Below are 16,482 nucleotides of genomic sequence, written 5' to 3'. Positions count from 1 at the left end.
GTAGGTATTAATAAATATTGAAAAGATTATGAGTCGAAAATATATAAAATATATAGCGTTTTTTCTTTTGCTGTTTTTAGGTGTTCATTCTGATATTATAGCTCAGGATTCAGTAAGTACAGCAGTGGCTGATACAACAATTGCGGTACAGGCAGCTGCCGCCACTACGCCGGCGGTAGCTGCTCAGGAGGTGGCAACTTTAGATTCAGGAAATACTGCGTGGATTATAGTTGCAACTATTTTGGTCTTAATGATGACAATTCCCGGATTGGCACTATTTTACGGTGGTTTGGTCCGTAAAAAGAATATTCTCAGTATTCTGATGCAGTGCCTTATTCTTACTGGCGTAATAAGCATAATCTGGATTGCTTTTGGATATAGCTGGGTGTTCGATACCAGTTTTAAGGCATCGGGCAATCCTTTGAGTTTTATTATTGGAGGATTTGATAAAATCTTTCTGCATGGAATTTCTACCAAAGCATTAACTGCAGGTAATATTCCCGAATTGATATTTGCATTGTATCAATGTATGTTTGCAGTAATTACTCCTGCGCTTATTATTGGTGCATTTGCCGAAAGAATTAAATTCTCGGGTTTCTTAGTATTTTCAATTCTTTGGTCTATCATCGTTTATAACCCAATGGCTCACTGGGTTTGGGGAGGCGGATGGCTTCAACAGATGGGAGCACTCGACTTTGCCGGTGGAACTGTAGTTCATATCAATGCTGGTATTTCTGCTCTTGTAATGGCTGTTATGCTTGGTTGCAGAAAAGGGTATAAAGCTAACGAGCATACTCTTACTCCAAATAGTACTCCTTTCGTTTTCATTGGAACTGCTCTTTTATGGTTAGGTTGGATGGGCTTCAACGCCGGAAGCGGATTGGCTGCCGATGGTTTAGCAGCCAATGCTTTCTTAGTTACTCATATGGCTGCATGTGTTTCGGCAGTAACATGGATGGCTTTAGAATGGTTCTTGTATAAGAAACCTACAACAATAGGATTTTGTACAGGTGCAGTTGCCGGTTTAGTAGCAATAACTCCTGCTGCCGGAACTGTTGATGTTGCAGGATCTATTTTTATTGGTTTGGCAACAGCAGTTATTTGCTTTTGCATGGTTGCATATGCTAAGCCTAAATTGAAATATGACGATACACTAGATGCCTTTGGTGTACATGGTATTGGTGGTATAATAGGATCTATACTTACCGGTGTATTCGCAACTCGCGTAATTACTGGTGAAAGCGGTGCACAAGGTGCTTTGTATGGCGACTGGCACCAACTATGGGTACAGATTGTAGCAACACTGGCTGCAATTATATATAGTGCGGTGCTTACAATAATCTTGTTTTATATTGTAAATAAGACAATAGGACTGAGAGTAAGTAAACAAGCCGAATCAGATGGTCTTGATATTTCACAACATGGTGAAATTGCTTATAGTGAAAATGAATAACACAAATAGGTAATAGTTTTTCTTAAGAAAAAGTTGTTGTTTGTTGTAAAGGGATGCCTCTGTGAAGAGGTGTCCTTTTTGCGTATATTTATATTAATGGGATTGCTGTTTTAACATATAGTTGATTGATAATCTAAAAATAAGAGTTATTTTTAGATCATAAAATATTAATTGAGTAGTTTAAAATAAGTGTAGGTGTTTTTTTAATCATTAGCCTTAAAAGTATTATGAATAAAGAACTGAAGGATAAATTTGTGTTGTTGTGGAAGAAATATTTCCCGAATGCTGAATTACCTATAACATTCCAATATTCGGATGGTACAATGGGAGTTGAGAAAGAAAAAACCGTTGAAGGACATCGGTGTGTTATTGCTCAATTGCTAAAGGTAAGAAGAGGAGAGTCTGTTTATATGCAGGAAGAATGTGTAAATTGCCGTGGTGGTAAGCGTTATCTGGGATTTTCTCAGTCAATGTTTCCAGGTTTTGAATGTTTTCTTTCTCATGATGAAAAAGGTGAAGGCGAGCGATATAAACGTACACCGGAACTTGTAACCGAATGTATGAAACAGCTTCCCTTTATTCCGGTTAAAAAGAATATTATTTTCAAGCGCTGGGATAGGATATCGGAGGAGGATACTCCCCAGGGAGTTATATTCTTTGCTACTCCCGATGTGATCTCCGGCCTGTTTACGCTGGCCAATTTTAACAGCGCTGCTCCCGATGCTGTAATAGCTCCTTTTGGTGCAGGTTGTGCTTCAATTGTTTACTATCCTTACAGAGAAGAATTGAACGGAACAAAGCGATCTGTACTTGGGCTTTTTGATCCTTCGGCCCGTAAATTTGTAAAAGGTGATATACTGACCTTCTCTATTCCTTTTTCAAAGTTTGCAGAGATGATTGATGAAATGGAAGAAAGCTTCCTAATTACAGATAGTTGGTCGAAAATTACAGGAAGAATGGGTATTAAAAATCAAATAGAATAGTTTTAATGCTGAAAATTATTCACCAATAAATTTTATGCATTGGCGAATGGATTTTAATTATTGGTGAATAATTATGGGGATATAAATAAAGTGTTACTCTGCTTATTCTTTCTGCAAATTCATTATAAAATAGAGGCTGTTCAAAAAGTAAGATAGCCTTTTTTATAAGTATGAAAAGCTACTAAAATATAGCGATTTATTATAGTATTGTCAGGCCTTTTATGTGTAATCTATTCTTGATTTGAGTTTAAATGTTTTACATAATTGATTTATTGCCCTAAATAGTTGTATATGAAGTGTATACTTTTAATGGATCAACTGTGTAAATAGCTTTTTCCACTTTGTGAGAGCGCTTTATTGGTATTATTTGTAATATTATTGAAAAATGCTCGAAATTTAGTTCTTTTTTATCCCCATATATAGTGCTTAAAATCAATCATGAAACACTTTTTAACTCGCTCTTTCTATTTTTCAGAGAAACTATAAAGGAAGTTTTCTGACAATCTGTTTTACTTTTTAAGCTAATTGGTTGATTATAAGCCGCGGGCTTTTTTATTTCACCCCGTATATATACAGAAAAAAGAAGAAAAATTCCGCGCATATAAAAGAGGGCACCCTTTTGAGATACCCTCTTACTTATTAAGAATAAGAATTTTCTATTTTGTCAATATTCCCAGTTCTGAAACAGTAATAAATTGCTTGTTTCCTATTTCGCTTACAGGAACAAGTTTCAGGTAACGGGCATCATACTCTTTTCCGAAATGTACAAATTGAGGTATCGGGTTGTGCATAATGTTACTGAATTCTCCGCTGCATTCACATCTGGTCCAATTCTCTCCGTCAGTACTAACAAAGAATCTATAAGTGTAGATCGTCCCCGATTTATCTTCACTACTAACAGGTGCATAGCTAAATCCCTTGATCTTGATTGTTTCTCCCATATCAATTACAAGAGGAGAAAGGGATTTGCTTTTCCAGAAAGTTTTCTGATTGTTGTCAATAGCTGCAGAAGCACCTTCTGTTAATGCTTTCCAGTTCTTTTGTGAAACATCGCTTAGCCTCATATTCTCAGTTTCTTTTGAAAGAGGTTTAGCATAATAGGCGCCAACATTACTCACGTTGGCTGTGAGACGACTTTCTTTGACAGTAACTCTAATCTTACTGGTTGTGCAAGCCGGAAAGCGAGCCAGTTGTTTGTAGCCTACCGTTTTTCCGCTGGCAACTTCTCTCCATTTATTATTGTTAAACACTTCAACAACAAACGACTCTATTCGCTGACCTTTGGTTATATCTTCCTGCAACAATACAGTGTTTATTTTCGACCCGGGTTTTAGCGTATACACTTTAGATGTTCCTTCAGCAGCTTTCCATAGTTTATTTCCATTGTTCACTCTATTATCAGAGAATGTTTCTTTAATATATGCAGCAAATTCTTTCAGACGCTTTACATCGTTTTCGTGAATCAAGCCTCTTCTGTCGGGTGGAATATTAAGCAATAAAACAGAGTTGTAACCAACCGACTGGAAATAAATATTTGTCAGTTTCTCCAGTGATTTTACCTGATTATCCTCTTCAGAATGATAGAACCATCCCGGACGGATTGAAACATCCACTTCGGAAGGATACCAGAAAAGCTCTTTTGCTTTGGCTAAAATCTCACAACTGCCCAGATCTTTTGATTGAGCATCAATACCTAATGCTTTGTTAACTTCGGTAGAACGTTCGTAAATGCCGGGTACAAGTACTGTTGAACTCCATTCCGCAGCTCGGCCCATACCGCTCTCATTGCCAACCCATCGCACATCATCACCCATGATTGCCATAACAGCATTTGGTTGCAGACGTTTGATTGTTTTGTAAAATGCATCCCAGTCATATACCTGTTTCTTCCCGTTAGGGCCTTCGCCGCATGCTCCGTCAAACCATACTTCATTCACTTCGCCGTAATTAGTAAGCAATTCGGTAAGTTGTGCAATAAAGAATTTATTGTATGCGGGAGAATCGCCATAGCAAGATGCATTCCTATCCCATGGAGAAAGATAAAGTCCTATTTTCATTCCATATTTGTCGCATGCCTTTTTTAAATCGCCAACCACATCACCTTTGCCATTCTTCCAGTTAGAAGAAGCTACGGAATGTTTGGTCGTTTTAGTTGGCCACAAGCAGAAACCATCGTGATGCTTGGCGGTAAGAATTACCATTTTAAATCCGCATTCTTTCAAGTTGCGCACCCATTGTTCGGCATCCAGTTCTGTAGGATTAAATACCGTTTCTTTTTCAGTTCCGTCACCCCATTCTCGTCCGGTAAAAGTATTCACACCAAAATGGAGAAAAGCTGTTAATTCAGTCTTTTGCCATGCAAGTTGCTCTTTCGACGGAACAAGCCTTGCAGCCATCTCTACTTTTTGTTGCAATGATGCATTTTCTGGGAAATCAAGGTGTTTTGTATAGTACTTTTCTGTTTGCGCCTGTGCGGTAAACAGAGTGAGCAATGCACCTACAATAGTAAAATTTAGTCTTTTCATTATAAAGTCATTAAAGTAATTTCAATAGATAATATGGAATGGATAAGAGGTTATTGGTAAAACATAACTTATTAGATTATTTAATTAATAAAGATTATATATTAATTTTTAGCAGCTACAAAAATAATATTTTTTAAAATATAAAGTTGAAATTAATCTGGTAATTAATATTTTTAGTTTTGTTAAATTGGAAATTTAATTCTATCTTTCTCTTCTTAAAACATTAAATGCTGATATTCTGTTTATATAAACAAAAAAAGGAAAAGATATGAAAGCTATATTATCACTAATTTTATCTATGAGTGTGCCACTCTTTGCAGCTTGTGCACAGAGTTCTGATAAACAAATAAATACAGAAACAGTTAAATCATTGGATCTTCAGCGATATATGGGTAAATGGTATGAAATTGCCCGGTTCGACCATCGTTTTGAAAGAGGCTTGGTAGGTTGTACGGCAGAATATACTTTATTGCCCGATGGAAAGATTCAAGTGCTGAATAGTGGATATAAGAATGATTTCTCCGGAGAATATAAAATAGCCAAAGGAAAGGCTAAACTTCCCAATCCTGCCGAACCCGGTAAGCTGAAAGTCTCTTTCTTTCTGTGGTTTTACGGAGATTATTTTGTGATGGAACTTGATAAAGATTACAATTATGTGTTAATTGGTAGTAGCTCGGATAAATATCTGTGGATTCTTAGCCGTACCCCGCAACTTCCAGAGCAAACACTGAATCTGCTTCTTGAAAAGGCAAAGCAGCGAGGATATGATACCTCAAAGTTAATCTGGGTTAAACAAAAAGATGCAATAAATCAAAAATCAACAGTTATGAAAACATTAACTCCCGAAGAGAAAGCTGTTATTCTTAATAAAGCAACAGAAAGACCGTTTACCGGTATCTATTATAATCACCACGAGAAAGGAATCTACAGATGTAAGCAATGTGGTGCTCCGCTTTACCGTTCAGAAGATAAATTTGATTCAGGATGTGGATGGCCTAGTTTTGATGATGAGATTCCTGGTGCCATAAAAAGAATTCCCGATGCCGATGGAAAACGTACTGAAATAGTCTGTGCCAAATGTGGAGGTCATCTGGGACATGTGTTTAAGGGTGAAGGTTTTACTCCTAAAAATGTGCGACATTGTGTAAACTCTGTTTCGCTTGATTTTGAATCTTCGAAATAGATAAAAAGAGAGATCCCCCAACACAGCAACACGTACTGTGACGAGGGGGATTCATGAAGAGATGGATAGGTATAAGTTAGTGCCAGCCGCCACCTCCACCGGGTGTTCCACTGGATATGCTGCCTATTGTTGTCACAATGGAGCTAGTGGTGAAAGTGGCAGATTGTGTGCCGGCATTATATGTTGTGTTTGTGTATAATCCATGGAAGTCGGTTCCTCCTGATACGCTGCCGCCGGTATAAATTACGTAGCTTGTATTAGCTTTCAGGTTAGGACTACTGAATAGTAAAGTAGTATAAGCTCTTGGATTCTTGAAGGTAACTACTTCATCACCTGTTGACGATTGAATACGTACCAGTTGATTCAGGGTACCAACATTTCCAATGATGGCAGAATATTGAGTACACACACTCGATGTTGGAGTGCTTGTTGCGCCACCCATGCCTATAATGGTTCCGCCTGTTATTTTAAACGTATTATTATCGCAATCCAGACCTTCTTCAGGAGCGGCTGCTCCGGCTGATATAATGGTTCCGCCTGTAATAGTCATTGTTCCGTTTGAGTCTATTCCGTCATTGGTAGTGCTATAGCAGTAGATTGTTCCGCCATTAATAACCAACGTTTTTTTAGCGTTGATACAATCATCGTAAGCATTGACTTCAATTGTTCCATCGTTGATAATCAGATTCGTTTTGCTTTCAATACCTTCAGCTTCACTTTTACTAGTAGTTATAGTTATTTTTCCCTTATTAATAGTGAGATCACCCATGCTTTTGATTGCTTTGCCACTTGCACCGGAAGTAGTAATAGTAATCGTTCCGCCATTAATTATTGTATAAGGAGTTATTGATGTATCAGTGCCTTCGTATGACGTTATGATTCCATCATCCACTGTACTAACTGTTATAGTTCCATCGTTGATTATAATAAATCCTTCATCACATTGAATACCATCGCCGGATGCGTTAATGTTTATTGTTCCGCCATCGATAATAATTGCATCATTTGTATGGATACCGTCTGTTACCGCAGAAGTAACATTAATTACGCCGCTTCGAATGCGAATATAATCGTCACAACTGAGTGCGTGTTTGTATTTTCCGGCAACAGTTAGTGTTCCATTACCACTGAATATAAGCTGTCCTTCACTAAAGAAAGCCCCTTTCTGGTCTTCGCTGCTTGTTGCATACGAACTGCCATCGGTCAGTGTATTAGTTGTATTATCTGCCAGAACTACAAAAATGCGTTTCTTGGATTGAATATTGATAGCCGGTCCGTCAGAGTTGGTAATGGTAACTCCGTTCAGCGTTAATTTAAGTTTATAATCACTATAGATTTTTACTCCACCGGTTAAAGTTCCGGATAACGTATAAGCTACGTTTTCAGCTGTTGATTTTATTATAACGTCTCCGTTATCCTGAGTCACCGTAACTCCGCTTCCGGCTAATGGATTGGTTACTGATAAAGTGCTGCCTAAAGTTATGGCAATAGTATTGGTGAATTCAGAGTTTTCAACCAAGTCGTCAGAGTCATCCGGAGTACTTGGAGTTTCGTTGCTGGAACTCTCTTCTTCCTCTGTTAATTCATCACCCGAGGAGCAAGCCTGAAATGAAAGCAAGATGCAGAAAACAGCAAGAAGAATGCTTGTTTTTTGTATTATGTTTCTTTCCAGAAATGAATAAGCAGTTTTATCGTTTGTATGCATTTGCATAATTTAAAAGTATAATGGTTATACAGATTTAATATTCTCCATATTCTTACGAAACAAAAGTAATTTATATCATGATTACAAAAAAATATATTCAGCGAAGCTGGGATTCTTAATGTTGTATTTCCATTTTTATTCAGTAAACTCGTTTTTGCAATTCTTATGCAGAATATTCTTATCTTTGTGAAACAAACTCCGACTTAATTGTATGAATGAGAATGTTCTCGAAAAGCTAAAAGTACTGGCAGAATCGGCCAAGTATGATGTTTCCTGCTCGTCCAGCGGAACTACCCGTACCAACAAGAGTGGCGGGATAGGAAGTGCTGCAGGGTGGGGGATTTGCCACAGCTTTGCTGAAGACGGACGATGCATTTCTCTCTTAAAGATAATGCTTACCAATTATTGCATTTACGATTGTGCTTATTGCATCAATCGCCGGAGTAATGATATCAGACGAGCAACCTTTTCTGTATCCGAGTTAGTTGATCTTACCATTGAGTTTTATCGTAGAAATTATATAGAAGGGCTGTTTCTTAGTTCGGGGGTTGTCCGTAATCCTGATTATACCATGGAACGACTGGTGCGGGTGGCAAAAGACTTGCGACTAGTACACAAATTTAATGGATATATACACCTTAAAAGTATTCCGGGTGCAAGTCAGGACCTTGTAAATGAAGCAGGATTATATGCAGATCGTTTAAGCGTAAATATTGAAATCCCTAATGAACAGAGCTTGCAGCGACTAGCTCCTGAAAAGGATTTTCAGAGTGTATTTAAACCAATGCAATACATTCAGCAGGGAGTCCTGGAAAACATTGAAGAACGGAAAAAATATCGTTACGCCCCCCGGTTTGCTCCAGCCGGACAAAGCACACAGATGATTGTGGGTGCTACTGCCGATACTGATAAAGATATTCTTAATCTATCCTCTTCTCTTTATGATCGTCCTAGTATGAAGCGAGTCTATTATTCAGGCTATATTTCGGTGAATGAATACGACAAACGCTTGCCCGCCTTAAAACAACCTCCATTGGTGCGCGAGAATCGTTTGTATCAGGCCGATTGGCTGCTTCGGTTTTATCAGTTTAAGGTAGACGAGATTGTGAACGATGCATATCCCGATCTTGATCTTGAGATAGATCCCAAGTTATCATGGGCATTGCGTCATCCCGAATCATTTCCTGTTGATATCAATCGGGCCGATTATGAAATGATCCTCCGGGTACCCGGCATTGGCGTAAAATCCGCAAAATTGATTGTGGCTTCCCGCCGCTTTTCCCGTTTGGGTGCTTATCAACTCAAGAAAATAGGAGTTGTGATGAAGAAAGCGCAGTACTTTATTACCTGCAATGAACTATCCATGCGCTCTGTAAATGAACTGCATCCGGATGCAGTTCGACGTCTGCTCACGGTTAAACCTGGTAAAAAAGTAGACGACAGACAGTTGATTTTACCTTTTAAAGAAGAATAGAATGATAACTTTCATCTATGATAAAACCTTTGAAGGATTGCTGACTGCTGTTTTCGATGCTTATTTCCGAAAAACATTTCCAGAGGCATTGGTGACAGAAGGAGAACCGTTGCCGCTTTTTTGTGATGAAACATATACAGTTATCTCAGATAGCGAAAAGTCAGAGCGTGTTTGGAAAGGGTTGCAAAAAAAACTTTCCCGTACTGCCTTGTCAGCCCTTACAGCTTGCTGGCTATCAGAACTTCCGGAAATTGATATGCTTCTTTTTCGTTATATGCGTAAAAATATAGATTCTCCCAAGTCGGTAGAAATGAATTTTGGAGATCCGGATGTGCTCGAAATAGCAAAGATCTATAAAAAAGTAGGTTGTGAGAGAGAGCGGGTTCTTCAGTTTCTCCGTTTCCAGAAAGCGGTTGATGGAACTTACTTTGCCGCTATAGAACCAATGTACAATGTCCTGTCATTGGTAGTGAGCCATTTTCAGGATCGTTTTGCCGACCAGAAATGGTTGATCTATGATTTAAAACGTGAATACGGCTACTATTACGATCTTTCCACTGTTACCGAAGTCCGTTTTGAAGAAAAAGAATCCCATTTGTTGACCGGTGTGCTGAGCGAAGATCTTATGATGCATGATGAAAAGCTCTTTCAGCAGATGTGGAAAGAGTACTTTAAGTCAATAGCTATTAAAGAGCGTATTAACCCACGGCTTCATCGCCAACACTTGCCTGTCCGTTTTTGGAAGTATCTCACAGAAAAGCAAAAATAAATGTTCATTCAGATTTCATCTTGATTCCTTTATATGTTACTTACTTATATTTTGTACTTATCCCTTGTTTTTACTGCAATTCTTTTTGTAATTATATTAGAATTTAATCAAACTATTCTTTTATTATTAATTAATTAAAATATTTAAAATAAGTGTTTTCTGTATTTATTCAGAAATATGATATATGAATGGATAAATTATATTACAAAAATTAAAATTTTAAAGACTATTATAGAAAAAATATTTTTCAATTTATTATTACTTTAAAATTTTTAGAATGTTTTGCTGTTTTATGAAATATTACAAAGTTTAATATTTGTGTTGCTAAAAAATACTTGTATAAAATTGGGGATTTTATGTATTGGTTTAACTTCTTTCCTTAAATCGAATTGTAACTGTATTTGTGCTTAATCATGAATATTGTACTGTTATTTATTTGAATAACATATTTGTTCTTGTGCTTAGAATACTATTAATGAGGAAAAGAGATTTTTATGTTTATAAATATGAATATTGTACCTATTCTTTTATACATAGTTAATTAAGTTAATATTGGGTTTGTAATGTGAAATATTAAGTTTTCGTGTGTTTGAATATGTAATGATAATAAAATAGGAGAATGTCTGGTTTAGTTAAGGCGTGTATTGATAACTTTTTCTTTTAGTGCTATCGGTGCTTGTTTTTTAAGGTACTTCTAAATTCTCTGTTTTTTATATTCTCAGCCTTATATCTCATATTGGGGCATTTTGTGTTTGTATTATACTGCGCTGTCGAAAGAAGTATGATGTTGTATTTTTAAAATTTCATTATATTAATCAATTTTATCTTTTTTTGCACATCTAAAACTGAAATTGATTTGTTGTTCAAATGCATTGTCGAAAATTTAATAAATAATATCCGAGATGTGAAAATTATGAAATAAAATGTATTTACATTGATGTTAAATATGTTAATTCCAATTTATTTAATTTAAAATGTTTTATTTAATTATAGTATAATTCTCGATGTTGTTGTGATTGTTAAAAATTAAATATGTGCAAACTTGTTTTATTCTAATTCTTAATACTGATTATGAAAAATCGATATGTTAGTTTACCGTTAATTGTTCTCAGTTTATATACAATAACTGTTTGCGAGGCATGTAAAAGTCAGCCTCAACAGAAAGTTGTAAATTCTTTAACTGAGAATGATCCATTGAACAGATCGCCCGATGATTCTATTCAATCCGATTCTATTCAATATTCAATTCAGATTAAAGGTCGGTCAAATCTCGTTAAGGTTAACGGGAAGGTAATGAAAACAACTTTGGATTCAACATACACGAAAAATAAAATCAGCATTCGTGTCAGTGGAGAAGGGAACACAGTTTTGATTAATCGGACTGACAAGAAATCTAAAGTGACTGTTTTGCAGAAAGGGAGGAATAATCAAATTAAAATCTCACAAAGAGACAAATAAGATATAAGAAAAACGCGTTTTCTATATATTTTTAAATTTTCTTAAATTATTGTTAATTTAATAAATTGAATTATGAAAAAGTTAATTTTTTTATTTGCAGCATTGTTTACAGCAGGTTTTGCTATGGGTCAGAATATAGTATATCTTACTCAAACCGGATTGGCAAATGATGCTTCAGTATCACAAACTGGTTCAAATACTGCAACAGTATTACAAGAGACACTTCTCAATGCTAAAAATAATGATGCAACAATACTCCAGAATGGATTTGGTAATACTTCATATTCAAAACAACATCAACAAGCTGGAATTACTGCTGCACAAGATGTCTTTGTAACCCAAATTGGGAATGGGAATGCTGCTACTCAAATACAAGGAATTGGATATACAGGCTATAATTATGCTTCTATAGGTCAATATACTAGCAATAATACGGGTTACCAGTACCAAGATGGTTATAATTTAAGTGCAAAAATTAATCAAAGTGGGAATAATGCAAATCAAGGAAGTCAAGTTCAACAAGGTAGTCACCAATATGCAGTTTTAACACAAGTGGGATATTCAAATATTGGGAACCAGAACCAAAATGGTCTAAATCATTATGCAGAAATTACTTCAACAGGTGATCGCAATCAAGCATCACAAAGCCAAAATGGGGGAAACTGGAATAGTCCTCCTGCATCTTTAGGTGGTCATTCTGCAATTATTAAGCAATTTAATGGGAATGATAATACTGCAATACAATCTCAGACTGGGCTTCAGAATAATCATAGTACTATTACACAAGATGGTTACTCGAATTATTCTAATCAAAGCTTGACTGGTTCGTCAAATAATGCAGAAATATATCAATATGGTATCAATAATATTGCATATCAAACTATTGATGGTGACAATAATAATCAAAAACTTTTCCAAACAGGTGGTGGTACAGCTTATATCACTCAGAAAGGAATGCAAAATGTTGTTAAAGGGCTATCGACTAATGCATATGGATTTGATGCCACTTGGGCAAAGTTTACAGGTTCTTGGCTTAGTGTTAATCAAAATGGTGACAAAAATAGTTTGGCTTTAGAGGCTGATGGTATTGTAACAGTTACGCAAGATAATTCGGCATTAATCAGCAAAGTTGGCAACACTATTGAATTTTCTCAAGCTGGTGGTGGTACTTCTACTCTGACACAGGTTGGTGATGAGAATCTGATTAAATTAACTAAAACTGGTGGTGGCACTGCTTATCTTGATCAAGAAGGTAATGTAAACAAAGTTGCTATGTTTGACGATGTTTTTGGAGCTACTCCAGTCGTGAACTCTGCTGCATTATTCAACGGTTCTTCTTTGACTGTTACACAAACAGGCGATGCTAACCTCTTGAATTTAGATTCTACATCTGCAGGTGCAATTGTAAATGTTAGTCAAGTTGGTACTAATAGAGCAAGTGTAATTCAACACTAAAAACTCTTTCCACCATGTGAATAGAAGTTATAGGTTCATCCCGTGATTTTTAATGTGATGGCTAAATCCCCGGCTTTTGCAAGCCGGGGTAATTTACGAATTTGTAAAGAATAATTCCCATTTGATAAAAATTGGGAATATAATTAATTAAATTGAACAAATCGGTAGTTTTAATTGTTTGGTAATTAATTAATAAGAATATGAAAAAGGCTACTTTCTATTTAATCTTACTTTTGATTAATTACTTTCCTTGTAATTCACAGGAGATAATTAATAATTCTGGATTAGACCCGAATGAAGTGATCCGGCAGATTCAAACATCAGGTATAGATAATATTATGAACTTCCAGGCTTTGAACCAGGGATACAGTAATTATGCATTAATCCAGCAAACAGGCAACGAGAACAAGTCTAGTATCAGTCAGCAAAACGATGTGGCTTCAGCGATGAACAATCAGTCGTATGCTGTACAAACGGGCACATCAAACGAATTAACCGTTGGACAGGTGGGAACCGGTAATTTACTACTCAGTTTTCAGTTAGGTTATCTTGCTTCACTGGCAGAAAGTCAGCAGGAAAACCAAATTGGAGTTGATTACAGTAATATTTCTGCTCTGCTTCAAAATGCAGAGAACGGGAGTCAGATTGAAGGAAAGGGCAATAAGCTAAGTATCTCGCAGGAGGGTAATAACAACAACGCTAAGGTTGTTCAACAGGGTTTCTACAATACCATAACCGCCGAACAAAAAGGGAAAAATAATTATTTATCGGCTTTGCAAAACGGAACGAAAAATTCAGTGACCGACTATAAACAGGGAAATGAATCTGAACAAATTTTGTTTGATACGATCATTCAAATTGGCGATAATTTAAGTCTGACAACTGATGGAGTTGCCAACTCTACCCCTGCTGTAAACAAGTTTACACAAACAGGAACAAATTTGTCTCTTCAACTTAGCACTAGTTTATTAAACACCGGAGCAGGAGTAGAGATAAATCAGACAGGTCATGATATGAAAGTTTTTGTTGATCAATCTTATTTCTCATTCCCATTAAGAAAACAATAAATCCTCTATATCAATATATAAATCATTTAAAAGATGGTACTATTTGCGAGTGTTATTTTATCAGCATTTTTAATTAATCCTTCAAACGTACCGGGTGATTCTTTAAAAAAGAAGCCGGCACCGGCAGCGTTAATGAAAATTGTTGAGCAGGTTACTCAACAGCCATTCAAGTCAAATGGTAATGAAATTGAACTTGAAATTGACGGATTACTGGTTGATGATACGAAAACGAAAGCAGGAAAGGATTTTTACGATTTATTTTATAGTAGTTGGGAAGCTCCTCCTGAAGCAAAGAACTATACCATTACTGTTTCTGAAAAACCATTTCGTCTAAGCAATACTATTATTGCTGTTTCAATTAACGAAAACCTTGTATATCAGGCTATTCTTCAGCCAAGGCAAGATATTCTTGAAGCCATGACAAGTCAAGCGATATCAACAACACAAGAGTATCTGGTAAATTATCAAGAAATAATGAGACAAATTAATGGAGATGACATGTCAGGATCAGGAATCTATTAGTCATTGATTAATATAAATTACTACATATTAACCCTTAAGAAAATCGCAATGAAACTAATTTATAAAACACTATTTCTGGTTTTGTTTTTCGTAACAGGAAAAACTTACGCGCAGGATTTTGTTTATACTCCCAAGAATCCCGCATTTGGAGGAAGTCCATACAATTACAGTTGGTTGCTTAGTTCTGCGCAAGCTCAGAACAACACTAAAGAAGCCACTACTACCAGTTCTACCAGCAGTTACAGCACCGATCCGCTAAAGAATTTTACGCAAAGTTTGAACCAACAAATATTAAGTCAACTTTCCCGCCAAATTGTTTCCAAACAGTTTGGCGAAGGTGGATTGACAGCTGGAACTTATGTATTGGGCGATTATCAAATTCAGATTGCTGACCAAACTAATGGGTTAAATATTACCATAATTGATAATAAAACCGGTAGTCAGACCTCGGTAGTGGTTCCTTATTTTTAGTTCTTGCTAACCAAAATCTAATATTATGTTAAAAAGAAAAATACTACTAAGTCCCCTTTCCGTGTTGATTGTGATGGTTCTGGTGTCGGCCTGTGGTACATTTATGCGTCAACCCTTACAACCTCGAAGAGCTGTTCTTGGTCCTGAGTCACCTGCCAAAAAGATGCTCTTGAGTCTTCCCAAACCTCAGGAGAAAATAGTTACAGCCGTCTATAAATTCCGGGATCAAACAGGGCAATACAAGCCATCGGATACTGGTAACAACTGGTCTACCGCAGTAACTCAAGGTGCAACAACAATTTTAATTCGTGCATTGGAGGAATCCGGTTGGTTTATCCCAATTGAGCGTGAAAATATGGCCAATTTACTGAATGAAAGAAAAATTATCAGATCCAGTCGCGCTCAGTACGAAAAAACAGATCAGAACAGCGAATCACTTTTACCGCCACTTCTGTTTGCAGGCGTTATCCTTGAAGGAGGAATTATCTCCTATGAAACAAATGTTCTGACCGGAGGGCCCGGTATACGTTATGCCGGAATTGATATATCAGGACAATATCGCGAAGACCGCATAAGCATCTATATTCGTGCTGTGTCAACTGCCAATGGCAAGGTCTTAAAGACTGTATACACCACAAAATCAATTCTCTCTCAGGAAGTTTCGACCGGAGTGTTTAAGTATATTACACCCAAACGCATACTCGAAGCAGAAGCAGGTTATACCTACAATGAGCCTACAGAAATTTGTGTTACAGAAGCAATTGAAAAAGCTGTTGAAAGTCTTATTATTGAAGGTGTTAATGATAAACTGTGGGGACTTCAGAATCCAAAGGATACGGCATCTGTTGCATTTAAAAATTATTGGGATGAAAAACAGTTAAATTACGAATTAGACCCAATGGGGAGAAAATTGGATAAAAAAAATCGTGGCCGTCTTTCTATCGGAGTTCAGGTTGGTTCTAATTCCTATTCGGGAGACTATTCAAAAAGTGATCTGAGATTCAAATCTTCATTTCTTATGGGTGCAGCCATTAGTCATCATTTTTATATTGATGCAGAAATTGGATGCCGTGGCTTGATGGTTCAGGATAAGGTTGATGACACTTCATTATATGGTGACCTTTCTTTACGCTATATGTTTTTGCCATACGAAAAATTAACGCCGTATTGTAGTGTTGGTGCAGGATATGATTATAAGAATAAAGGAGTAGGTTTATCCCGTGAGAAATATCTACCCAAAGTAAACGGAACATTCGGACTGGAATATTTGGTCGGTAGAAGCTTGGGATTTACTGTTTCATCTGGAGTAAATTATTACTTATATGACAGTTTTGACGGAGCCAACGCTGGAAAGCATAACGATTTTAGCTGGGGAGTTTCTTTGGGATTGAAATGGTATCTTTTTAAAATGAAATAA

At 36.5% G+C, this 16,482-nt stretch carries 12 protein-coding genes and 2 pseudogenes; 12 read left to right on the top strand and 2 right to left on the bottom strand.

Features of this window, described 5'->3' with window-relative positions; all coding sequences use genetic code 11:
• Positions 1-28: 28 nt before the first annotated feature.
• Both BUC21_RS05515 and BUC21_RS05510 read left to right on the top strand, forming a co-directional pair.
• The gene (locus BUC21_RS05515) at positions 29-1,453 is read left to right on the top strand and encodes an ammonium transporter (RefSeq protein WP_073400015.1); all 1,425 of its coding nucleotides are present in this window, start codon (positions 29-31) and stop codon (positions 1,451-1,453) included.
• 227 nt (positions 1,454-1,680) lie between these two features.
• Positions 1,681-2,436 (top strand): DUF169 domain-containing protein, encoded by a 756-nt coding sequence (locus tag BUC21_RS05510; RefSeq protein WP_073400013.1) that lies wholly within the window; start codon positions 1,681-1,683, stop codon positions 2,434-2,436.
• 656 nt (positions 2,437-3,092) lie between these two features.
• Here BUC21_RS05510 and BUC21_RS05505 read toward each other — a convergent pair.
• Positions 3,093-4,961 carry an alpha-L-fucosidase gene (locus BUC21_RS05505; RefSeq protein ID WP_073400011.1) on the bottom strand — a complete coding sequence of 623 codons (1,869 nt, stop codon included), beginning with the start codon at positions 4,959-4,961 and terminating at the stop codon, positions 3,093-3,095.
• Between the two features lie 268 nt (positions 4,962-5,229).
• On the opposite strand from BUC21_RS05505, the pseudogene BUC21_RS16420 reads away from it, so the two are divergent.
• Both BUC21_RS16420 and BUC21_RS16415 read left to right on the top strand, forming a co-directional pair.
• Positions 5,230-5,751: pseudogene (locus BUC21_RS16420) on the top strand (lipocalin family protein); the annotation flags it as partial.
• Positions 5,752-5,787: 36 nt separating this feature from the next.
• Positions 5,788-6,129: pseudogene (locus BUC21_RS16415) on the top strand (methionine-R-sulfoxide reductase); the annotation flags it as partial.
• Between the two features lie 91 nt (positions 6,130-6,220).
• Here the strand turns inward: BUC21_RS16415 and BUC21_RS05490 are convergent.
• On the bottom strand, positions 6,221-7,849 hold the full coding sequence (locus BUC21_RS05490; protein WP_083547612.1) for a carbohydrate-binding domain-containing protein: 1,629 nt from the start codon (positions 7,847-7,849) through the stop codon (positions 6,221-6,223).
• 211 nt (positions 7,850-8,060) lie between these two features.
• Between BUC21_RS05490 and BUC21_RS05485 the strand changes: the two genes are divergently transcribed.
• The 8 genes from BUC21_RS05485 (at position 8,061) to BUC21_RS05450 (ending at position 16,482) form a co-directional block, all read left to right on the top strand.
• The gene (locus BUC21_RS05485) at positions 8,061-9,323 is read left to right on the top strand and encodes a putative DNA modification/repair radical SAM protein (RefSeq protein ID WP_073400009.1); all 1,263 of its coding nucleotides are present in this window, start codon (positions 8,061-8,063) and stop codon (positions 9,321-9,323) included.
• Between the two features lies 1 nt (position 9,324).
• Positions 9,325-10,092 carry a TIGR03915 family putative DNA repair protein gene (locus tag BUC21_RS05480; RefSeq protein WP_073400007.1) on the top strand — a complete coding sequence of 256 codons (768 nt, stop codon included), beginning with the start codon at positions 9,325-9,327 and terminating at the stop codon, positions 10,090-10,092.
• A 1,071-nt stretch (positions 10,093-11,163) separates the two neighbouring features.
• Positions 11,164-11,550: a hypothetical protein gene (locus BUC21_RS05475; RefSeq protein ID WP_073400005.1), complete on the top strand. Its 387-nt coding sequence runs from the start codon at positions 11,164-11,166 to the stop codon at positions 11,548-11,550.
• Between the two features lie 72 nt (positions 11,551-11,622).
• Positions 11,623-13,005, top strand: a complete 1,383-nt coding sequence (locus BUC21_RS05470; RefSeq protein ID WP_073400003.1) for a hypothetical protein — start codon at positions 11,623-11,625, stop codon at positions 13,003-13,005.
• A gap of 200 nt (positions 13,006-13,205) precedes the next feature.
• Positions 13,206-14,072, top strand: coding sequence for a hypothetical protein (locus BUC21_RS05465; protein ID WP_073400001.1), 867 nt, complete (start codon positions 13,206-13,208; stop codon positions 14,070-14,072).
• Positions 14,073-14,105: 33 nt separating this feature from the next.
• Complete coding sequence (locus tag BUC21_RS05460; protein WP_073399999.1) at positions 14,106-14,594, top strand: CsgE family curli-type amyloid fiber assembly protein; 489 nt, start codon at positions 14,106-14,108, stop codon at positions 14,592-14,594.
• 48 nt (positions 14,595-14,642) lie between these two features.
• Positions 14,643-15,065, top strand: a complete 423-nt coding sequence (locus tag BUC21_RS05455) for a curli production assembly/transport component CsgF (protein WP_073399997.1) — start codon at positions 14,643-14,645, stop codon at positions 15,063-15,065.
• A 25-nt stretch (positions 15,066-15,090) separates the two neighbouring features.
• On the top strand, positions 15,091-16,482 hold the full coding sequence (locus BUC21_RS05450; protein WP_083547609.1) for a CsgG/HfaB family protein: 1,392 nt from the start codon (positions 15,091-15,093) through the stop codon (positions 16,480-16,482).

Source organism: Bacteroides luti (assembly GCF_900128905.1).
In the GTDB taxonomy this organism is placed as follows: Bacteria; Bacteroidota; Bacteroidia; order Bacteroidales; family Bacteroidaceae; genus Bacteroides; species Bacteroides luti.
Note: the sequence above shows the minus strand (reverse complement) of the source record. Positions and strands in the feature narration are given on the sequence as shown.